The sequence below is a fragment of the Methylobacterium sp. 391_Methyba4 genome (genome assembly GCF_029691625.1).
GTDB classification, from domain to species: Bacteria; Pseudomonadota; Alphaproteobacteria; order Rhizobiales; family Beijerinckiaceae; genus Methylobacterium; species Methylobacterium fujisawaense.
The window spans coordinates 1,752,816-1,773,737 of record NZ_CP121475.1 but is presented as its reverse complement, the minus strand read 5'-3'; the positions used below and the strand labels follow the sequence as shown (position 1 = coordinate 1,773,737).

At 76.4% G+C, this 20,922-nt stretch carries 10 protein-coding genes; 8 read left to right on the top strand and 2 right to left on the bottom strand.

What is annotated here, in order from left to right:
- Window positions 1-59: 59 nt before the first annotated feature.
- Both P9K36_RS08345 and P9K36_RS08340 read right to left on the bottom strand, forming a co-directional pair.
- Window positions 60-203, bottom strand: a complete 144-nt coding sequence (locus tag P9K36_RS08345; protein ID WP_278306896.1) for a hypothetical protein — start codon at window positions 201-203, stop codon at window positions 60-62.
- A gap of 455 nt (window positions 204-658) precedes the next feature.
- Window positions 659-979 (bottom strand): hypothetical protein, encoded by a 321-nt coding sequence (locus P9K36_RS08340; protein WP_278306895.1) that lies wholly within the window; start codon window positions 977-979, stop codon window positions 659-661.
- A gap of 634 nt (window positions 980-1,613) precedes the next feature.
- Here P9K36_RS08340 and P9K36_RS08335 point away from each other — a divergent pair.
- The 8 genes from P9K36_RS08335 (at window position 1,614) to P9K36_RS08300 (ending at window position 20,824) form a co-directional block, all read left to right on the top strand.
- Window positions 1,614-2,723, top strand: a complete 1,110-nt coding sequence (locus tag P9K36_RS08335) for an AAA family ATPase (RefSeq protein WP_043382316.1) — start codon at window positions 1,614-1,616, stop codon at window positions 2,721-2,723.
- Window positions 2,720-5,020, top strand: a complete 2,301-nt coding sequence (locus tag P9K36_RS08330; protein ID WP_278306894.1) for a DUF5682 family protein — start codon at window positions 2,720-2,722, stop codon at window positions 5,018-5,020. Before P9K36_RS08335 ends, P9K36_RS08330 begins: the two co-directional genes overlap by 4 nt.
- A gap of 48 nt (window positions 5,021-5,068) precedes the next feature.
- The gene (locus P9K36_RS08325; RefSeq protein ID WP_278306893.1) at window positions 5,069-8,905 is read left to right on the top strand and encodes a DUF4132 domain-containing protein; all 3,837 of its coding nucleotides are present in this window, start codon (window positions 5,069-5,071) and stop codon (window positions 8,903-8,905) included.
- Between the two features lie 14 nt (window positions 8,906-8,919).
- Window positions 8,920-12,759, top strand: a complete 3,840-nt coding sequence (locus tag P9K36_RS08320; protein WP_278306892.1) for a DUF4132 domain-containing protein — start codon at window positions 8,920-8,922, stop codon at window positions 12,757-12,759.
- Window positions 12,756-13,886: a VWA domain-containing protein gene (locus P9K36_RS08315; RefSeq protein ID WP_043350094.1), complete on the top strand. Its 1,131-nt coding sequence runs from the start codon at window positions 12,756-12,758 to the stop codon at window positions 13,884-13,886. The genes P9K36_RS08320 and P9K36_RS08315 overlap by 4 nt, the downstream gene beginning before the upstream one ends.
- A 9-nt stretch (window positions 13,887-13,895) precedes the next feature.
- Window positions 13,896-15,836 carry an SWIM zinc finger family protein gene (locus P9K36_RS08310; RefSeq protein ID WP_278306891.1) on the top strand — a complete coding sequence of 647 codons (1,941 nt, stop codon included), beginning with the start codon at window positions 13,896-13,898 and terminating at the stop codon, window positions 15,834-15,836.
- A 195-nt stretch (window positions 15,837-16,031) separates the two neighbouring features.
- Complete coding sequence (locus tag P9K36_RS08305; protein WP_278306889.1) at window positions 16,032-19,163, top strand: hypothetical protein; 3,132 nt, start codon at window positions 16,032-16,034, stop codon at window positions 19,161-19,163.
- Window positions 19,160-20,824, top strand: a complete 1,665-nt coding sequence (locus tag P9K36_RS08300; RefSeq protein ID WP_278306888.1) for an SWIM zinc finger family protein — start codon at window positions 19,160-19,162, stop codon at window positions 20,822-20,824. Before P9K36_RS08305 ends, P9K36_RS08300 begins: the two co-directional genes overlap by 4 nt.
- Window positions 20,825-20,922 lie beyond the last annotated feature (98 nt).

Below are 20,922 nucleotides of genomic sequence, written 5' to 3'. Positions count from 1 at the left end.
GGATCGCCGCGATCCAGGCGGCGACCGAACGGGCCGGGCCGGGGCGGCGGCGGTCTCGCTCAGGCCGGGAGGATGTGCAGCATCCCGCCGACCATGCCGAGAGCCCCCATGCCGATCAGCCCGACGGTGATGTACAGCCGCATCCGGCTCGCGTCGGCGGCCGACGACGAGGGGATGTCTTCGGGCAGGTCGGACCAATCCATCAGGTGAGTACAGCCGGTCGGGTGGGCGGGAGGCGCCGCCCTAGGCCGGCCCGATGACGGCTGGATGACGGGGCCGCCGCAGCGGCACAGGCCCCGGCCATGCTGCCGCCGCGATGCCGCCGCGGTGCGCCGCCGCGGTGCCGCGACGGCTTCACGAGCAGAACGTTCGCTGCCCGGGCGCGCAGGGGGACGGCGCCGCCGTCCTCGAATCCCGGCGTCTCCGGCAAGTCGACGGCCTTCATCAGGGCCCTGCGACCGGCTCCGCCTCGACCTGGGCCATCGCGGCCCCGCCCTTCGATCACCGCCGCCGTGGCGGGGATATCGTTGCGCGCACCGTGCTCCATGGGGCCGCCGCATTGCGCGGCCCGTCCGGTTGCCGCCCCCGCCTGTCGCGGCTGGGGCTCCGGCTTCAGGGGCGGGATCGTGGGCCGGATCCCGCCCCGGCATGAGGCGAATCAGCGACGGTCCGGGGCTCCGGCCGCGCCGCCGGCCTTGTCGCCGCCCGGCTGGAAGCCGGCCGCATTCGGCGGTCCCTTCATCCGGCCGTCCTGTTGCGGCATCTCCGAGCCCGGTGATCCGATCGTCGTGCCCGTCGTCGTGCCCGTCGTCGTGCCCGTCGTCGTGCCCGTCGTCGCGCCCTTCCCCATCTCGTCCTTGCCCGTATAGCCGGCCGCATTGGGCGAGCCCTGCATGCGGGGGGCGGTATTCTCCGCGGCCGTGGCGGCCGCGCCCGTCGCCAGGAGGCCCGCGACGGTCAGGCTGATCAACGTCTTCATATGTGAATCCTCGGAACGCTTCCCCAGGCTGCCTCTACCGGGCCTGTCGGGAGCAACGCGGCCGGACGGATCCCGTTCACGTCCCCGGGATCGGGGTTGCGCGAGCGCCGGGCCTGCGGGGAAATACTTGCTGCGATGCAATATTTCCGCGTCCGAGAAGGCGCGGCGCGCGTTTCGCGGAGTGATGTATTGATTTATCTTCGGGCTTGGGCGGGTTCGAACAATTGCAATCCACGGCAAAATCTGATTGAATATTCGTATACGTCGCGTCCTATCGTGGTGACTGAATTCGCTTGTGGCCTCTCGGGCTGCGCGAGGAGGTCGAACATGTACGCTTTGGCCAAGACCAAAGAGAGAACCGACTGGGAGCTGGTCGTCGTCTTCGGTGGCTGGATCGTCTTCGAGATCGCGATCCTGACGTTGTGCTTGGTGTCGATGTAGACGCTCTCGGAAAGACATCCGTTCTGGCCCGTCCGGTGCCGTGCGGGCCGGCCGGACGCATGCGCTGGGCCACCAATGCTTGGAGATGCTCGGAGATGCTCGGAGGCGCTTGAGAGACATGCCCGTGCCGGGGCATGCTCTGCCGATCGCAGGACACGCCGACAGGATCGGCGCGACGGCAGGGGACGGGTGCATGGCGAAGGCGGTGCGGGCGGGCGGTGATCGCGAGGCGCGTCAGAGACCCCCCGCCGAGGACGTCCACGCCGCGGAACTCGCGCGCCTGCGCGCCGAGGATTCGGCGCCGCGACCGCCCGGATGGCAGCTCTCGCTCCAGGCCGTCCGGCGCTTCATCTGCGGTGACGGCGCGACGCCCGCCAAGGTGGTCTGCGCGCCCGCGCTGGTGGAGCGGGCCATGGTCACCCTCGCCACCTCCCGGGCCCTCCTGCTGATCGGCGAGCCCGGGACCGCCAAGAGCCTGCTCTCGGAACTCCTCGCGGCGGCGATCAGCGGGTGCTCGACCCTGACGATCCAGGGCGGCGCGTCGCTGACCGAGGACCAGATCCGCTACGGCTGGAACTACGCGCTGCTCGTCGCCGAGGGGCCGAGCCCGCGCGCCCTGGTGCCCGGCGCCCTCCATACCGGCCTCAGCGCGGGGCGGATCGTCCGCTTCGAGGAGCTGACCCGCTGCCCGCTGGAGGTGCAGGACAGCCTGCTCTCGGTCCTGTCCGACCGGGTGCTTGCCGTGCCGGAACTCACCGGCGCGGACGGGATGGTCTACGCGCGCGACGGCTTCAACCTCATCGCCACCGCCAACACCCGCGACCGGGGCGTGAACGAGATGTCGGCGGCCCTCAAGCGCCGGTTCGGCTTCGAGACCGTGTTCCCGATCGCCGATCTTGAGGCCGAACTCGCCCTGGTGCAGCGCGAGGCCACCGCGCTTCTGGCCCGCTCCGGCGTGCCCCGCAGCCCGGATCCGGAGGTGCTCGAACTCCTCGTGACCTGCTTCCGGGAGCTGCGCGAGGCCGTGGATACGGAGGGCACCGGCATGGAGCGGCTCTCCTCCGTGATGAGCACCGCGGAGGCGGTCAGCGTCGCCCACGCCATCGGGGTGAAGGGCCATTTCCTGCGGGGCGATGCCGGCCAGCCGGAGGACATCGTCGCCTGCCTCGCCGGCACCGCCGCCAAGGACGACGCGGAGGATCTCGCCCGCCTGCGCCGCTATCTCGACCAGCGCGTCAGCCGCCGCTCCGGCGCGGCGTGGCGCCAGCTCTACGCGGCGCGGCACCTCCTCACCCCGCAATGAGCGGTCCCGCGCCGGATTCCGGCCGCCTGACCGTCATCGGCGTACGCCACCATTCCCCGGCCTGCGCCGGGCTCGTCCGGCGCAGGATCGCGGCGTTGCGGCCGGCCTTCGTGCTGATCGAGGGTCCGGTGGACTTCAACCCGCACCTGCCCGACCTCGCCCTCGGCCACGACCTGCCGGTGGCGATCTTCTCGTTCCGGGCGGATGCGATCGGCGGCGCCGCCTCCTACACGCCGTTCTGCGCCTTCTCGCCGGAATGGCAGGCGCTGGAGGCGGGCCGGGCGGTGGGTGCGCAGACGCTGTTCTGCGACCTGCCGGCCTGGGACCCGGCCTTCGGACGCCGCGCCAACCGTTACGCCGACCCGCACGGGGCCCGCGCCGAGGCCGCCGAGCGGGCGCTGGCCGCCGCCCTCGGCGTCGCCGACCAGGACGCCCTCTGGGACGTCCTCGCCGAGGCGGCCTCCGAGGCGGAGCTGCCGGCCCGGCTCGACCGCTACTTCGCCCTGCTGCGCCCGCCGGGCACGGACGATCCCGCCGAGGCGGCCCGCGAGCGCTTCATGGGCGCCTACGCGGCCCACGCCCTGCGCGCGGCCGGCGACCGGCCGGTGGTCCTCGTCTGCGGCGGCTGGCACGCGGACGCCGTCCGGCGCCACGCCGCGCAGGCGGACGGGACCCGGCCCGAGCCGGCGCCGCCGGAGCCGGACCTGCGCACCGGCAGCTACGTGGTGCCCTACGCCTATCTCCGGCTCGACCGGTTCTCGGGCTACGCGGCCGGCATGCCGGCGCCGGGCTACTTCGAGCGCGTGGCCGAGGCGGGCCTCGCCCCCGCGGCCGACTGGGCGATGACGGCGATCACCGCGGCCCTGCGTGAGGCCGGGCAGGTCGTCTCCACCGCCGACCGCATCGCCTGGCGGGTCCATGCCGAGGCCCTCGCCCGGCTGCGCGCCCATCCGGCGATCCTGCGCGCCGACCTGATCGACGCGGCTCTCGCCGCCCTGGTGAAGGACGCCCTCGACCGCCCGCCCGCCTGGGCGGCCGGCGGCGCCGCGCCCGGCCACCCCGCGCTCGCCGCGATGCTGCGGGCGCTCACCGGCCGGCGCGAGGGACGCCTCGCTCCCGGCACCCGGCAGCCGCCCCTGGTGGCCGACGTCGCCGAGCGTCTGCGCGCCGCCGATCTGGAGCCGGGGCCGGCGCGCCGCAGCATCGACCTCGACTGGGCCGAGCCGGGCGACCGGGCGCGGGCGCACCTGCTGCACCGGCTGGCGCTGCTCGGGCTGCCGGGGATCGCCCGCGAGGGGCCGGACCGCGCCGAGCCCGGCCTGCCGCGGGAGCGCTTCACGCTCGTGCGCCACCCGCACTGGCTCGGCGCCCTGATCGAGGCCTCGCTCTGGGGCGGCACCCTGGAGATGGCCGCCGCCGCCCGGATCTCCGCCCGGGTCGAGGCGGCGCCGGATTCCCTCGCCGTTCTCACCGGGGCTCTGTCCGACGCGCTGTTCGCCGGGCTGACCCTGGAGGGCGATCTGCTGGCCCGCTTGAGCGCCGGCATCGCGGCGGCACACGACGTGGCCGCTTTGGGCGCCGCCGGGGCCGGGATCGTGCGGCTGTACCGGTTCGGCGACGCCTTCGCGCCTTCGCGGCCCGCCCTCGCCCGCCTCTGCGCCGCTCTGGCGGCCCGGGCGCTCTTCGTCGTCGAAGGCATCCGGGAGCCCCGCGCGGGGCTCGGCGCCATCCCGCTGCTCCTCGCCTGCCGCGACCTGTTCCGCGAGGTCGGCGCCGAGGTTGCGGGCCTCGACGAGCTGCGCGGGCCCTTCGCCGCCATGCTCGGCCGGCGCCTCGCCGACCCGGAGACGCCCCCGGCCCTCGCGGGGGCGGCCCTCGGCTTCCGGGTCGCCTGCGGCGCGGCCGGCTCGGACCCGGAGGCCGCCCTGTCCCGGCTGCGCCGCTTCGGCCTGCCCGCGACGCTGGGCGACTTCCTCGCCGGCCTGTTCGCCCTCGCCCGCGAGGAGATCGCCGCCGACGCCACCCTCGCCTCCGTCGAGGGGCTGGTGGCCGCCTGGGGCGATGAGGATTTCCTGCGGGCGCTGCCGTCCCTGCGGATGGCCTTCGCGTGGTTCCCGCCCCGGGAGCGTGAGCGCATCGCCGTGGCGATCCTGCGCCGGAGCGGCCTCGGCGAGGCCCGGGCCGAGGTCGAGGCCCTGGCCTGGATGCGCCAGCGCGCCCGCCCGGCCGATCAGGCCGAGGCCCTGGCCCGCGAGGCGCGGGTCGCCGCGCGGCTCGCCCGCTACGGGTTGACCTGAGACGCGACAAGGAAAATTTTACCGCCGCGCCACGGGGGAGAGGACTGCATGCAGCGTTACGAGCTGACGGCGGGATCATCGGCGAAGTTCTGGGAGGCCGGGACCGAGGATAGCGTTCTCATCGTGAGATTCGGCCGGCTCGGCACGCAGGGGCAGTCCAAGACCAAGAGCTTCGCGAGCGCGCAGGCGGCTCGGGTCGAGCTCGACCGGCTGGTGCGGGAGAAGACCGCCAAGGGCTATCGCCCCGCCGGCGACGCCGCACCGGCTTCGGCCGCCGGGGCGACAGCCCAGGCCACGGTTGCTCGGGCCGCCGATTCCGAAACCGCCGAGGCCTCGCCCGCCCCCGCCGCCCGGGCGGAGGCGCGCCGCGCCCCGATCTTCTCCGGCACGCCCCTGCCCACGCGCACCCGCCCCGGCCCGCCCCTCGACGCCGCCGCCGACTGGGCGGCCTTCGCGGCGCGGATCCGCCCGCTGCTGGAAACCGCTCCCGACGAGGCCCGCGCGCCGGCCGAGGCCCTCGCCGCCCGGCTCGACGGCGCGCCGCCGGCCCCCGACCACGCCGCGGCCCGGCACTGGCTGGAGCAGCTCGAGGCGGCCTGCCCGGCGCTGAACCAGCGCCTCTGGGGTGCCAAGCCCGGACCGCAGGGGCCGGCGGCCCGGGCGGCGTTCACCCATTTCGCCCGCTGGCTCGTGGCCCGCTCCGGCACCGGGACGCTCGTGGCCCTGTTCGACCGGCTGCAGCCCCGCCCCTCCGGCCGGTACGGCTCCCTGCCGGTCTCGGCCTGGGACATGCCCACCGCCTTCGGCGTCCGGGCCGCCCTGGCCGCCGCCCCCGAGGCGGAATACGCGGAGGCCCTGGAGGCGGCCCTCCGGCTCGCCGCCGCGGAGCCGGAGCCGACCCTCGCCCGCTGGCTCGCGGCGGTCTTCGCGGATGACCGGCCCGGCGCCGACCATGCCCTCTGCGCCCGCGCGGTGCTCGCGCGCTGCGACCCGCCGGATCCCAAGGCCTACGGCAATTCCCACGCCGCCCTGCCGCTGATCGTCGACCTGCCGCCGAGCCAGGCCGCGCCCTGGTACGCCGCGCCGTTCCACCGGGCGACCCTGGCGACCTGCGATGTCGGGGCCGAGGAGGCCGCCGCCACGGTGATCGCCAGCGCCGACGCGGCCGGAGAGCCGGCCACCCCCGCCCTCGTCTGGCTCCTGGAGGGAGCGGTCGGCCCCGAGCGCACGCTCATCGCCCGGGCGCTCCTGGAGACCCGGGCCGCCGACGCCCTCGACGCCCTCCTGCCCTTCGTGGGCACCAAGCTGGTCCGCGACGCCCTCGACGCCGCAGACGCGGCCTTCCCCGACTGGATGCTGCGCGCCTATCTCGGGGCGCTCCATGGCAAGGGGGAGCCCGCCTACGGCCCGCGAGCCGTCACGCTCGCCGAGCGCCACGGACATGAGACCGCCCGCGCCTGGGCGGCGGCCGACGGGGGCCGGGGCGCGGGGCGCCTGGACCGGCTGCTCGCCGCCGGCAGCGGGCCGCAGGCGGCGCCGGAGGCTTTGCCGCCCGTGCTCCGGGACCCGCCCTGGCGGCGGCGCGGGGCCGCGCGCGCCCGGCCGGAACGGGTGGTGGCGCCGATCCCGACGCCCTTCGCGCACGGCTTCGACCCCGAGCAGGCCCTCGACCGCAGCACCTTCTACTTCCAGGCCGGAACGCTTGTGGAGGCCATGACGGACCTCGCGGCGCGGATCCGCGCCACCGAGGCGGAGGCCCTCTACGACATGCCGATCCCGCCGCCGGCCGAGCCCGTGCCCGCCGCCGACGCGGATCCCGCGGCGGCCCTGGCCTGGCTCGACCGCCGGCTCGACCTCACCCGCGAGCAGTTCACAGGCTTCTTCTACTTCAACTACGGGCCCTGGTTCCGGATGGTCGGGTGGCAGCCCGAGCCCCTGGCGCTGATGCTGTGGGAGAAGACCGGGCCGCAGCGCGCCCATTACGTGGCGTGGCGGCGCACCATCGCGGTGATGCTGTCCCGCTTCGGCGAGCGGGCCGTGCCCGGCCTCGTCCGCCTCGTCGCGGCGGATCCGGCGCAGCTCCTGCCGGAGGTCGAGCCGGTGGACGCCGCCGACCTCGCCCCGGTCGCCGCCCGGGTCTTCCACCGCACCCGCAAGCTCCGGCCGGCCGCGGCCGCGTGGCTGCGCGCCCATCCCCGCACCGCGGCGCTGCGGCTCCTGCCCGAGACCCTCGGGCCCGCCGGCCCGGACCGCGACGCCGCCGACGCGGCCCTGCGCTTCCTCGCCGCCGAGCCCGCGGGGCGCGCCGCCCTCGACGCCGCCGTCGCGGCCTATGCGGAGCGGGATCCCGGCGTGACCGAGGCGGTGGCCGCCGGGGTCGACAGCGACCCGCTGGAGCAGGTGCCGGCCAAGCCGCCGAAGCTCCCCGACTGGGTGGTCCCCGCCGCCCTGCCCCGCCCGGTCCTGCGGAGCGGGGGCGCCCTGCCCGACGCCGCCGTCACCGCCCTGTGCGAGATGCTCGCCTTCTCGGACCCACTGACGCCCTACGCGGGCGTCGCGCAGGTCCGCGCCGCCTGCACGCCGGAGAGCCTCGACGCCTTCGCGGTCGCGCTGTTCCAGTCCTGGATCGCCGCCGGCGCCAAGGCGACGGGGGAATGGGCCCTGCAGGCGCTGGCCCTGATCGGCGGCGACCACGCCGCCCGCGACCTCACCCGTCAGATCCGCGCCTGGGGGCAGGCCGGCCTGAAGCCCCGCGGCCGGGCCGGCATCGCCGTGCTCGCCGGGATCGGCACCGACGTGGCGCTGATGAACCTCAGCGCCATCGCCGAGAAGAGCCCGCTGCTGCAACTGCGCGAGGCTGCCCGCGCCGCCATCGTCGACGCCGCCGAGGCGCGCGGCCTCGACGAGGTCGACCTCGCCGACCGGCTCTCCCCCGATCTCGGCCTCGACGCCCGGGGCGGGCTCGACCTGTCCTTCGGGGAGCGCCGGTTCCGGGTCGGCTTCGACGAGACGCTGAAGCCCGTCCTGCGCGACGCCGAGGGCCGGCGGCTCGCCGCCCTGCCCCGCCCGACCAAGGCGGACGATCCCGAGGCCGCCAAGGCGGCGTCCCGGCACTGGGCGGCCCTGCGCAAGGACGCGGAAGCCGCCGCCGGCCTGCAGGTCACCCGGCTCGAGGCCATGCTGGCGTCCCAGCGCCGCGTCGCCCCCGGGGTGTTCTGGCCGTTCTTCGCCGCCCACCCGCTGATCCGCCACCTCGCCGGGCGCCTCGTCTGGGGGCTCTATCCGGACGGTGCGCCCGCGACGCCGCCGGGGCACGTCTTCCGCCTCGCGGAGGATCTCTCGCCGACCGACGCCGCGGACGACGCCCTCGCCCTCGACGTCGCGGCGGCCGAGGGCGTGGTCGGCCTCGTCCATCCCCTGCACCTCGACCCGGAAGCGCTGGCGGCCTGGAGCGGCTTGTTCGCCGATTACGAGATCGCCCAGCCCTTCCCGCAACTCGCCCGCGAGACCTTCGCGTTCACCGAGGCCGAGCGGGGCGGCGCCGAGACCCTGCGCTTCGACGGAATCCGGGTGGGCGGCCGCCGCCTGCGCGGCCTGCGGCCCCAGGGCTGGTCGACCGACACCGGTGGCGAGCACGTCCATGCGGTGCAGCGGCCGGTCGCGCTGCCCGACGGAACCCGCCTCGTCGCGGTCCTGCGCTTCGAGGACGGGTTCTGGCACCGGCCCGGCCCGGAGGGCGACGGGATCCAGACGCTGCGGACCCTGACCCTGTCCGAGGCCGGCTGGCGCGCCGCGGCGACCCACCGGTTCGGCGACCTCGATCCGGTGACCGCCAGCGAGGTCCTGCGCACGCCGAGCCTGCTCGCCGCCGCCGGCGACGCGTGAGAGGGAGACAGCCCATGGAACGCTACGAGCTGGTCGAGGGCAGCGCGGCCAAGTTCTGGGAGGTCGGCGTCTCCGGCCCGACGCTCACCGTCCGCTTCGGGCGCCTCGGCACCCAGGGCCAGAGCAAGGACAAGACCTGCGCCGACGCGGCCGCGGCCGTGAAGGAGAAGGACAAGCTCGTCCGCGAGAAGACCGCCAAGGGCTATGTCCGCGCCGACGGAGCGGCGCCCGCCACGGCGCAGGCGTCCGGGCCGGCCGGCGAGACGGTTGTCGAGCCAGCCGCGGAGCGGGCCGCGGAGCCGGCCGCCCCGCCGCCCGCCGAGCCCCCGCCGGCTGCCCCGGCGGAGCCCGTCCCGCCCCCCGCCCCGGCCGCGGTCTTCGAGGCGGTGCCGCTGCCGACCCGCCTGCGCCCCGGTCCGCGCCCGGACGCGGCGGAGGCTTGGCGGGCGATCGCGGCGCCGTTGGCGGCCGCGCTCGGCGATGCCGAGGCCGCGCGCCTCGCCGGGGCGCCGCCGGACCGGGACGGCCTCGCCGCCTGGCTGGACGCGATCGTCGACGCTGCGGAGGCGCGCCGACAGGGAAATCCGTCCCGGGCCGCCACCGGCGACGCCATCCTGCGGCGGGCGCTGGAGGCGATCCTGCGCTACGCCGTGGCCCGGGGCGGGACGGAGGCCGTCGCCCGGCTGGCCGACCGGCGCCGCCCGACCCCGAAGACGCCGCGCCCCTACCAGCGCCTGTCCTGGGCGGAGCCGCTCCACCTCGCCCTGCGGGCCGCCCTGGTGCACGCCCCGGAGGCCGATTACGACGCCGCGGTCGCGTTCCTGAATGCGCGGATCGCCGAGGATCACGACTGGCCGGCGGCCTGCGCCTGCGCGTTCATCCTGGCCGACGACCGGCCCGCCCCGCACCCGCTCCAGCCCCGCGCCGTGCTCGAAGCCGCCGCTTCCGCCGGGATCGACGTCGCGGCCGACACGGTCTACCTGCCGCTCCTCGCCGACGCGCCGCCGGAGGCGGTCGCGGCCTGGCGCGCCAAGCGCAGCTACCACCTCTACTTCGTCTACTGCGCCCTCGACGCGGCCGAGGCGGCCGCGACCCTGCTGGCGGTGGCCCGCGCCGCCGGTCAGCCGGCCCTGCCGGCCCTCGACTGGCTGCTGCACTACGCCACCGACGACCAGCGCCGGACGGTCGCCCTGGCGATCCTGTCGACGGGGGAGGCCGGCGCGCTGCCGGCCCTGCTGCCCCATCTCCACGAGAAGCCCGTCGCGGCGGCCCTCGACGCGGCGCTGGAGGCGGACCCCGCCGCGATCCTGCCCCGCTGCCTCGCCGCCCTCGCGGGCGGCCGATCGGAGCCGGCCCTGCGCGCCCGGGTGAACCGGGCGCTCGATATCCACGGCCTCGACACGGTCCGCGGCTGGCTCGCGGCGTCGGGCGGGCGCGGGGCCGGCATCCTCGATGCCCTGGCGGAGGCCCGCGCCGTGCCCCTGGCGGAGCCCGCCGCCTGGCCGCGGGTGCTGCGTGATCCGCCCTGGCGGGCCAAGGCCCGGACCCGGGACGACCTCGTCCTCGCCCTCGCGCCGCTGCCGACGCCGTTCGCGCACGCGGTGCCGGAGGTCGCCCCGAGCTACTGGCGGGCGCGGAACGCCGTGACCCTCGACGGCCCGGAGGCGCTGTCGGCCTTCGTGGCGGCCACCGAGCTTTCCCATCCGACTCAGGGCTGGAGCCGGATTCCGCCCCCGCTCTCCGAGCCGCCGCGCGACGACCCGCCGGCCCTGATCGCCTGGGTCGCCGCCCGCGTCGCCCAGATCGACGAGGCCTGCCGCTACTGGGCGAACTCGCCCTATCGCCAACTGGTCGGCAGCCTGGAGCGGCAGCCCGAGCCCCTGGCGCTCGCCCTCTGGGCCCAGTCGCGCGTCGTTGCGGGATGCTTCCACGTCTCGCAATGGCCGGAGATCGTGTGGGCGATGCTGTCGCGGTTCGGCGAGCGGGCGATGCCGGGCCTCGTCGGGCTGGTCGAGGCCGATCCGGTCGGGCTCCTGCCGGCGGTCCTGGCGGTGGACGATGGCCGTCTCGCCGTGCCCGCCGCCCGCGCCCTCACGAAGCTCAAGAAGGCCCGCGAGCCGGCCCTGGCGTGGCTGCGCCGCCATCCCGAGACCGCCCTCATCCGCCTGCTGCCCGACGCCGTGGGCCGGCCCGGGGCGCTGCGCGACGCCGGCGAGCACGCCCTGCGCGTGCTGGCGCAGGACCGGGCGGACGGCCGCGCCATCATCACTTCCGTGGCCGCGCGCTACGCGGACCAGGCACCGGACGTGACGGAGGCGGTCGCGCAGGTGCTCGACCGCGATCCCCTCGCCCGCGTCCCCGCCAAGGTCGGCAAGCCGCCCGCCTGGGTCGTGCCGTCCATGCTGACCCGCCCGCGTCTGCGGGACGGGACCGCCCTGCCGGACGCGGCGATCCTGACCCTCTGCGAGATGCTGTCCTTCACCAACCCGGACGCCGTCTATGCCGGCGTGCCGATGGTCCGCGAGGCCTGCACCGAGGCGAGCCTCGCGGCCTTCGCGTGGGACCTGTTCTCCGCCTGGATCGCCGCCGGGACGCCCTCGAAGGACGGCTGGGCCCTGCGCGCGCTGGGCTGGTTCGGCACCGACGCCACGGCCCGCGACCTGACCCGCCTGATCCGCCGCTGGCCCGGCGAGGCCGCCCACGCCCGCGCGGTCACCGGACTCGACGTGCTGGTCGATATCGGCACCGACGTCGCGCTGATGAACCTAAACGGCATCGCCGAGAAGCTGAAGTTCAAGGGGCTCCAGGAGAAGGCCCGGCAGAAGATCGCCCAGCTCGCCGAGGCCCGCGGCCTCACCCCCGAGGAGCTGGCCGACCGGCTCGCCCCCGACCTCGACCTCGACGAGCGCGGCGGCCTCGACCTCGATTTCGGCCCCCGCGGCTTCCGGGTCGGGTTCGACGAGACCCTGAAGCCCTGGGTCCGGGACGCCGCCGGCCAGAGGCTCAAGGACCTGCCCAAGCCCGCCAAGGCCGACGATGCCGGCAAGGCCGCGGCGGCGGTGGCCCGCTGGGGTGCCCTGAAGAAGGACGCGCGGGCCGTGGCGAGCCTGCAGGTGGCCCGCCTGGAGGCGATGCTCGCCGGCGCCCGCCGGGTCCAGCCGACGGTGTTCGGCCCCTGCTTCGCCGCCCACCCGCTCGTGCGCCACCTCGCCCAGCGCCTCGTCTGGGCCACCTTCGCGGATGCCGACCCGCGGACCGGCCCGGGCCTGACCTTCCGGGTGGCGGAGGACCTGACCTTCACGGATGCCGACGACGCGCCGCTCGACCTCGACCTGACCGGGGCGGCCCCGGGCCTGATCGGCCTCGTCCATCCCCTGCAACTCGACCCCGGGGCCCTGGCCGCCTGGGGGGCGCTGTTCGGCGATTACGAGATCGTCCAGCCCTTCCCGCAGCTCGCCCGCGAGACCTACGCCTTCACGGAGGCCGAGGCGGCCGCATCGACCACGAGCCGCTTCGCCGGGACCGTGGTGGAGGCCAACCGCCTGCGCGGCATGGCCGCGAAGGGCTGGCCCCTCGGGTCACCGCAGGATGGCGGTGTGGTCTGGTGGATCGAGCGCGCCGTCACCTTCCCGGGGGGCGCGGCGGGCCAGGCATCCCTGACCTTCTCGGAGGGCCTGTTCACCGGCGCGGTGGAGTTCGAGGACCGGGAGCAGACCCTCGGCGACCTGACCCTCGGCTCGCCCTGGAGCAACCGGACGGAGCCGGGCCAGCGGACCTTCGGCGCGCTCGCGCCGGTGACGGCGAGCGAGCTCCTGCGCGGACCGAGCCTCCTCGCCGGGACGCGGCTGCGGTGAGCCTCGACCCCGTCACGCGCTGGCGGCTCATCCTGGGCGAGGCGGCGGAGTCCGCCTGCGCGGGGGCCGGCTGCGCCCTGTCGGGGGAGGCCGCCGCCATGGATCAGGCCCTCGACTGGCTCTACGGCCGCGACGCCGAGGGCACGGCGCGGGGGGAGCGGCGCCAGGGCGGCCGCGAGGGCTCGACCCTGACGGTGCCGGGCTGGATCAACGCGGTCCACACGCTCTTCCCCCGCGAGACCATCGAGCGGCTGGAGCGCGACGCGATCGAGCTCTACGCCATCGACGACGTGGTCACGAACCCCGAGGTGCTGGCCCGGGTCGCGCCGAACGAGACGCTGCTGAAGGCGGTCCTGCGCACCAAGCACCTGATGGCGCCCGACGTGCTGGTGATGGCCCGCAAGCTCGTCCAGGAGGTGGTGCGGCAGCTGATGGAGCGGCTGGCCCGGGACCTCGCGGTGGCGTTCTCGGGGGTGCTTGACCGTCGGCGGCACACGCGCCTGCCCGGCGCCCGCGACCTCGACCTGAACCGGACGATCCGCGACAACCTGCGCCACTACGATCCCGAGAGCCGGCGGATCACCGTCGAGCGGCTGCACTTCTTCGCTCGGAACCGGCGGCAGATGCGGCCCTGGCAGGTGATCCTGCTCGTCGACCAGAGCGGGTCGATGCTCGATTCGGTGATCCACGCCTCGGTGATGGCCGCCTGCCTGTGGAAGCTCCCCGGCATCCGCACCCATCTCGTCGCCTTCGACACGGCGGTGGTGGACCTGACCCGCGATTGCGACGACGCCTGCGAGCTGCTCATGAAGGTCCAGCTCGGCGGCGGCACCGATATCGGCGGGGCCCTGCGCTACGCGGCCGGCCTGATCACCGCGCCGGAGCGGGCGATCGTGGTCTTGGTCTCCGACTTCTACGAGGGGGCGAGCGAGGCCGCCCTGGTCGCTCAGGTGCGGGCGCTCTCCGGCCAGCGCACCCGCGTGCTCGGGCTCGCGGCCCTCGATTCGGCGGCCCGGCCCGCCTACGACCGGGCGATGGCCCAGCGGCTCGTGGCGGCCGGTGCCGAGATCGCCGCGATGACGCCCGGCGAACTCGCCGGCTGGCTCGCCGCCGCGATCCGGAGCTGAGCCGCGGCGATGGCCCGCCCCGACCTCCGCGCCCTCACGGATGACGGCCTCGTCCAGCTCGCCAATGCCGGCCTGGTGAAGCGCGCGCTGCGCGAGGTGGCCGCCGGCCAGGGGCCGGCCCTCGCGGAGGCCGAGGACGGCACCGTCGAGGCGCGCTTCGCCGACGGCACGGTCACGCGACTCGGCCCCGGCCGGCCCCCGGGCGAGGCCAGCTGCACCTGCCCGGCGAGCGGGATGTGCCGCCACCGGGTCGCCCTCGTCGTCGCCTACCGGGCCGCGGCGGTCGCGGATGGACCGGCGCAGCCAGCCGCACCCGCGGCGGTCGCCTGGGATCCCGGCAGCCTCGACGGCGCCGCCTTCGAGGCGGGGCTCGGCGGCGCGGCGGCGGCGGAGCTGCGGCGCCTCCTGGCGGGTGGGATCACGGTCGGGCTGGAGCGCGGCGCCGTGCCGGCCGCGCGGCTCCCGACCGCGACGGTGCGCTTCCTCGTGCCCGACGCGGTCGGCTACGCCCGCTGCGACTGCGCGGCGGGGGGCGGCTGCGCCCACGTCGCCCTGGCGATCCGCGCCTTCCGGGCGGCCGGGGGCGCCGCCGAGATCCGCCTGGGCGGGGCGGCGCCGGCCGGAGCGGAGGCGGGGCCGGCGGAGGAGGGCCTCGCGGAGGCCGCCGACCGGGTGGTCGCCGGCCTGCTGGAGGCCGGGGTGGCATCCGGTCCGGAAGCCCACGACGCCGCCCTCGTCCGGCTGCGGCGGGCGGCCGAGAGGCTGGGCGCCACGCAGATCCTGCTGGCCGAGGCGGACCTGGCCGGGCAACTCGCGGCCTATGCCGGGCGTCACGCCGCCTACGACGCGGCCGTGGTCCTGGCGCTCGCCACGGAACTCCTCGGCCGCGTCCGGGGCGGGGAGTCCGCCCTCGGCGTCGGCCAGCCCTACGAGACCGCCATGGGCAGGACGCGCCTGGTTTCCCTGGGCGCCCGGCTCCTCGCCCGCGGCCGGGGGGCCACCGCTCGGGTGGCCCTGGCCGACACCGATACTGGCGCGCTCCTGGCCCTGGAGCGCGATTTCGCGCCGGGCGAGGCCGAGGTGGATTTCGTCGGCAGCCTGCCCGGACGGCTCCTGGGATCGGGCCTGTCCGTCTCGGGCACCGGCCAGGGCCAGATCCTGACCAGCGTCGCCCGGCGCCGGGCGGACGGGCTCCTCGCCCTCGGCCGGGGCGCGCAGGGCCGCACGGCCCTGCTGCCGCGGGACGCCCGCGTGACCGTGCCGGCCCCCCTAGCGGCGCGGGACGTCCCGTCGATCCTGCGCCGTCTGGCCGAGCGGCCGCCGGCCTTCCTGCGGCCGCGCGACCGGCTGGAGGCCTTCCACGTCTTCCCCGTCGACGCGGTCCTGGGACAGGCCTGGGCACCGGGCGCCCAGACGTGGCAGGCCGCCGTCGAACTGCCGGAGGCGGGCGGCACGCTGCATCTCGCCCGCGCCTACGACCCCGCCGCGCCGCACGCCCTGGACGCCCTCTCGGGCGCCTGCTCGGGGCGCTGGGGACCGGTGCGGCAGGTCGCCGGCCCGGTGCGGATCGCCGATGGGTCCCTGGTCTGCGATCCCTGGTCGATGTCGGTCGACCGGCTCGTCGTGCCCGACCTCGCCGCCCCGGACGGCGCCGGCCACCCGATCCCGCCGGCACCGGACCTGGGGCCGGCCACGCTCCTCGACGAGGCGGCGGCACTCCTGGCGAACGCCCTCCATGCCGGGCGGCAGGCCTTCGCGGCGAACGCCCGCGCCGGCGGGGCCGACCTCGTGGCGCGCCTCGCGGCGGCGGGGCATCCCGCCACCGCCGCGCGGCTCTCGGCCTTCCTCGCCGCCGCCCTGGCCCCCCCGGGCGCGGAGCCCGATCCCTTCGCCCGGGCTGCCCTCTGGGTCGCCGCCATGCGGGATGATCCCGGGCCGGCGGAGGGCTGATCACGGAATCGTGGGGACGCGGTTGCCCCATCCGGCGCCCTGGGGCAGCTTGCCGCGGTTTCGGGCGCCATGATTCGCCGGCCGTCCCGTCCCGATCGTTGCGTGAGGAGCCCGAATGCGCGGATCCGTCGATCGTCGCCCAAGCCTGGGCCATCCCGTTCGTCCGGCGCGCGGCCCGCACGCCCACGCGGTGGCATGAGGGTCGTCCGCGCGGCGCGCCTCCACCTGCGGGACGCCACCTCCGACAAGGTCTACGACGTCGATCTGATCGAGAACGAGGCTCTCGGGACGCCCGAGCGCTACTTCGTCAACACACGCTACGGCCGGCGCGGCGCGACCCTGCGCGAGGGCTCCAAGACACCCCAGCCCCTCACCGCCGAGGCGGCGGCCCGGGTGTTCGACAGCGTGATCGTCGCGAAGATCAACGGCGGCTACCGGCGGATCGACGGCCCGGAGCCCTCCGCCGCGTCGGAGCCGTCGGCCGACGGGCGCGCGGCGGTGCTGCGGGCGCGGCTCTCCGCCTGCCTGCACCAGCGCTGGCCCGAGCGGGAGCGCGACCGCCTGCTCTGGCGCATCGGCGAGCTGCGGCTGGCCGCGGCGGCCCCGGACCTGATCGCCCTGGCGCGGGCCCTCGGTCCGGCGCAGGCGAGCTACGCTCTGGTCTGGGCGCTCGCCCGGGCGGCCGGCGCGGAGGCGGGCCCGATCCTGGACGCGATCGCCGCCGACGCCCCCGGAAGCGTCGTCCGGGACCTCGCCCGCTTCGCCCTGGCCGCCCCGCTCACCGGGGCGTACCGCCCGCCGGAGGCCGAGCCGGACCTGCCCGGCATGGTCGCCCGGCCGGCCGAGGCGGGCGACGTCGACGGCCTGTGCGGGGCGCTGGACGGCCTCGCCCGGCATGATCCCGGCCGGGTCGGGCCGGCCCTGGTGGCGCTGGGCCGGCTTGCCCAGGGGCGGCCCGCGCTGCACGCGACGCTCTGCGCCGCCCTCCTCCGGCTGCCGGCGCGGCCACCCTACCTGATCGGCCTGCGGCGCCTGTTCAAGCACGCCGAGATGGCCGACGATGCCGCCCTGTTCGGCGCCGCCGCCCAGCGCTTCGAGACCGCGCAGGCGATGTACCAGGCCGGCCGGAGCCACGCCTACGTCCCCGACCTCCGGCGCTACGTCGCGGTGGACGCGGCGCGCCACGGCCCGGAGGCGCGGCTCGGCCTGTCCACGGCCACCCGCGCCTACATGAAGCGGCGGATCTGGCGCGCCCTGCGCAAGCGCGGCGCCGTCGGCGAACCGGCCTTCACCGCGCTGGCGACGGGCTTCCTGCTGGCCCTCGGGCCGGAGGATCTCGACCCCCCGACCCGCTGGACCGTCTGGGGGCGCAAGCCGGACGGGACCTGGGGCCGGCAGGCGCGGGCACGGGGACCGCTCGGCCGCAACTGGACGGCGAGCCAGCTCCTGTACCGCCACGCCCCGGAGGCCCGGCCGCGGACGGGATCGCTGACCTTCCTGGAGACCGGCGCCGTCGATCCCGACCGGCGCGACGAGGCCTTCCCGGATCTCTGGAGCGCCCGTCCGGACCTGGCGCTCCGCCTCGCCGCCGAGGGGCGGATCGAGCCGGTGGCGCGGCTGGGGCTGCGGGTGCTGCGCGCGGACCCGGGGGCCTGCGCGGCTCTGGACGCCGCCGCGATCGGGCGCCTCCTGGCGGCCCCGCACGACGCCGTGCGGACCTTCGCCTTCCAGATCGCCCAGGCGCGCCTCGCCGCCGGGATCGCCGATTCCGCCGACCTCGCCGCCCTGGTGGCGGCGCTGCTGGCCGCAGCCCTGCCGGAGGCGCGGGCGCTTGCCCTGCGGCGCCTCGAGGCCGGGGCGCCGGTCGTCTGGTCGGATCCGGACCTCGCCGCCGCGCTGCTCACGAGCCCGGAGCCGGATGTCCAGGCGGCGGTCCCGGGGCTCGCCCGGGCGCTGCCCCCAGGGCTCGCGGCGCCCCTGGTCGCGCGGCTGGTGGCGTGGCTGCGGGCGATGCCGCCGGAGCCCGACGCCGCCGCGACGGCCGCGATCCGGGGCCTGCGCGCCGCCCTGCCCCTCCTGTGGCCGGACCACGACCTGCCGGTGCAGCCCGAGACTGCCGCCGCCCTGATCGCGCACCCGGCCGCCGCCATCCGATCGGCCGGCCTCGCGCTCCTGGCGCAGTCTCCTGCCGGAGCCGACGGCCTGCCCCCGGAAAGCTGGGACGCGCTGATCGGCACGGGCTCCGAGGACATCCGGATTGCCGCCCTGGTCCTGCTGGCGCGTCTCGACGACGCGCGGCTCGGACCCTACGCCGAGCGGATCGTCGCCTTCGCCAGCGGGCCCGGCAGCGCCGTCCGGCAGGCCGCCCGGCCCCTGGTGGCGCGCCTCGCGGCGGCGGATCCGGGTCTCGCTCCCCGCCTCGCCCGGGAGCTGATCGGCAGCCTGTTTCGCGCGGCCCCCGACGACGCCTACGCCGCCGACGTCGTGGCCCTGCTGCGCGAGGCCCTGCCGGGGGAATGCGCCGCCCTCGACGACGGTACCCTGTGGCGCCTGCTGCAGGCCCGCGCCGACGGCGCCCGCCGCCTCGGCGCCGCCCTCCTGCCCGACCGGCGCCCCGCGACCTTCAGCGTCCGCCAGATCGCCCGCCTCGGCGGCCACCCGTACCGGGCGGTGCGGGACTGGGCGACGGAGGCCTTCGCGGCCGACCCGGCCCGGTTCCAGGCCGCGGCGGCCGAGGCCGTGCTCCTCGTGGAGAGCGACTGGCCCGACACCCTCGCCTTCGCCCGCAGCTTTTTTGAAACGTGGCCGGAGGCTGCCTGGACGCCCGGGGCGCTCGCCGTGGTCACCGACAGCGTCAAGCCGGAGGTCCTGGCCTTCGCCCGCCATCTCCTGCGCAGCCGGCTCCGGCCCGAGGATGCGGAGGGGCAGGTGCTGCGCCTGCTGGAGCACCCCGCTCCGTCCATGCATCTCCTGCTCACCGAACTCCTGACCGAGCAGGCCGTGGCGAGCGAGGCGGCCTTCGTACGGCTGATCCCCCTCGCCCGCATCGTGATGCTGCAGGTGCTGCGGGGCCGGGTCGCCAAGGACCGGATGGCCGCCTTCCTCCGGGCCGAGGCCCTGCGCAGCCGCGCCCGCGCCGAGGCGCTGCTGCCGCTCTTCGCCGATCTCACCCTGAGCGGCACGGCCCGGGACCGCAGCGCCGCGATCCTGGCGCTGCGCGACATCGCCGAGGCCCATCCCGGCCTCGCCGTGCCCCTCGTCCGGCGGCCGCCGGAGGCGCGGGGGCCCATCTCTCCCTCGGCACCCGTCTCGGAAGGGGCTCGATGAACTTCGTCCATCGCTACCTCGGCGAGAGCCGGGCCGTCTCGGATGCGGACGCGACCCGGCTCGGCTTCGTCCCCGACACCTTGCGCGAGCCGACCTACTTCGCCGGGACGGTGGCGCGACACCTGCCGTTCCGGGAGGCGATCTCGGCCCTGCACCACGTCGTGGTGTCGGACCTGCGCTTCAAGCCGAAGGACCGCACCGCCTATTTCGCTTGGCTCCAGGCCCACGAGCAGGAACTCCTGGCCGAGGCCCTCGCCGAGAAGGACAGCCTGCGCGCCGAGATCGAGGCGCTGCGCGCCGAACACCGGGACATCGCGGCCCGCTCCGACGCGGTGATGCGGCCGTTCTACGACGCGCGGAAGCGGTACTTCGACTACCTCTACCGGGAGAATTTCGACGCCTGGATCGTCCTCGACCCGGTCATCACCGTCCATCCGGACGAGGTCTTCTTCGAAGCGTTCAGCCTCGACGAATCGAGCTACGGGCGCCTGTCCTGCGACCACGACACCTTCGCGCGGATCGGCGACATGGCCTGCGGCACGACCAACATCGACTACAGCCACGCCCTCTACGACGAGTTCCAGAAGATCCGCAGCTACCGCGATACCGAGCTGGCGATCGACCCGACCGGCTTCGCGGTCCAGACCTCCGGCGAGGCCGCCTATCGCGAGGACAAGATCGAGCTGCCGGATTCCTGGATGCGGGGCTTCCTGCAGGTGTCGAGCGCCATGGCGCAGCCCGCCCACGTGGTGGACCTGCACCCGGTCGACATGCACGCGATCCTGACCCGCCTCGCCGCGCGCCGGGAGCGCCACGGCCCGCGCGCCCTGCGGTTCCTGCTCGAGCCCGGCCGGCCGGTCAGCGTGCTGATCGAGCCCTGGAACGAGCGGCTGACCTTCCGGCGCTCGATCTACCGCGGCGGCGAGGCCGCGGAGATCCGCCTGTGGGGCCGGCGGCGCCTCGCCATCCTGGCCCGGACCCTGCCGCTCGCCCGGTCGGTGCGGCTGCACCTCCTCGGCACCGGCCTGCCGAGCTTCGCGGTGGTGGATTTCGGCGGCCTGCGCTTCACCCTCGGCCTGTCGGGCTGGACCGCCAACGACTGGTCCCGGGCCGGGCAGTTCGACCTGCTCGCCCCCCGGGGGGAGGTCGAGGCCGACACCGCCGCCCGCGTCTTCGCGGCGCTCCGGCGCCACCACGCCGCCGGGACCGGGCAACTCGCCGCCGAGACCGGCCTCGACCGGTCGACCGTGGAGGCGGCGCTCGGCGGCTACGTGCAGGCGGGCCGCGCCATGTTCGACCTCGACAAGCGGGTCTACCGCCTGCGGGAGCTGACCCGGGAGCCACTAGCGCCGGGCGCCCTGCGCTTCGCCTCCGAGCAGGAGGCCAAGGCCGACCTGTTCCTGGCGGCCGGGCTCGTCACCCTCGGGCCCGTCGAGCAGGCGGGGGACCGGCGGCGCCTGAGCGGGACCGTGCTGGATGACGGCCGGAGCCTGACGCCCGCGGTGGAGCTCGATTCCGACGACCGCATGGTCGGCGGCTCCTGCCAGTGCGGCTTCTACACCCACAACCGGCTCACCCGCGGCCCCTGCGCGCACATGCTGGCCGTGCGCCGCTTCTTCCACGCCCAGGTCGAGGGCAAGCCGGCGCGGTGGCAGGCGTGAGGCAGACCCGATTGATGCGGCCGCAAGCCTGGCCTATCCTGACCGTGACGAGGGGCGTCGGCCGGGGCGGACCTTGCATTTCGGGCGGCGATTCGCCG

What these genes read in the sequence shown, in the direction of transcription:
- P9K36_RS08345 (WP_278306896.1), bottom strand. Translation starts at nt 203, where the DNA reads ATGGATTGGTCCGACCTGCCCGAAGACATCCCCTCGTCGTCGGCCGCC.
- P9K36_RS08340 (WP_278306895.1), bottom strand. Translation starts at nt 979, where the DNA reads ATGAAGACGTTGATCAGCCTGACCGTCGCGGGCCTCCTGGCGACGGGC.
- P9K36_RS08335 (WP_043382316.1), top strand. Translation starts at nt 1,614, where the DNA reads ATGGCGAAGGCGGTGCGGGCGGGCGGTGATCGCGAGGCGCGTCAGAGA.
- P9K36_RS08330 (WP_278306894.1), top strand. Translation starts at nt 2,720, where the DNA reads ATGAGCGGTCCCGCGCCGGATTCCGGCCGCCTGACCGTCATCGGCGTA.
- P9K36_RS08325 (WP_278306893.1), top strand. Translation starts at nt 5,069, where the DNA reads ATGCAGCGTTACGAGCTGACGGCGGGATCATCGGCGAAGTTCTGGGAG.
- P9K36_RS08320 (WP_278306892.1), top strand. Translation starts at nt 8,920, where the DNA reads ATGGAACGCTACGAGCTGGTCGAGGGCAGCGCGGCCAAGTTCTGGGAG.
- P9K36_RS08310 (WP_278306891.1), top strand. Translation starts at nt 13,896, where the DNA reads ATGGCCCGCCCCGACCTCCGCGCCCTCACGGATGACGGCCTCGTCCAG.
- P9K36_RS08305 (WP_278306889.1), top strand. Translation starts at nt 16,032, where the DNA reads ATGAGGGTCGTCCGCGCGGCGCGCCTCCACCTGCGGGACGCCACCTCC.
- P9K36_RS08300 (WP_278306888.1), top strand. Translation starts at nt 19,160, where the DNA reads ATGAACTTCGTCCATCGCTACCTCGGCGAGAGCCGGGCCGTCTCGGAT.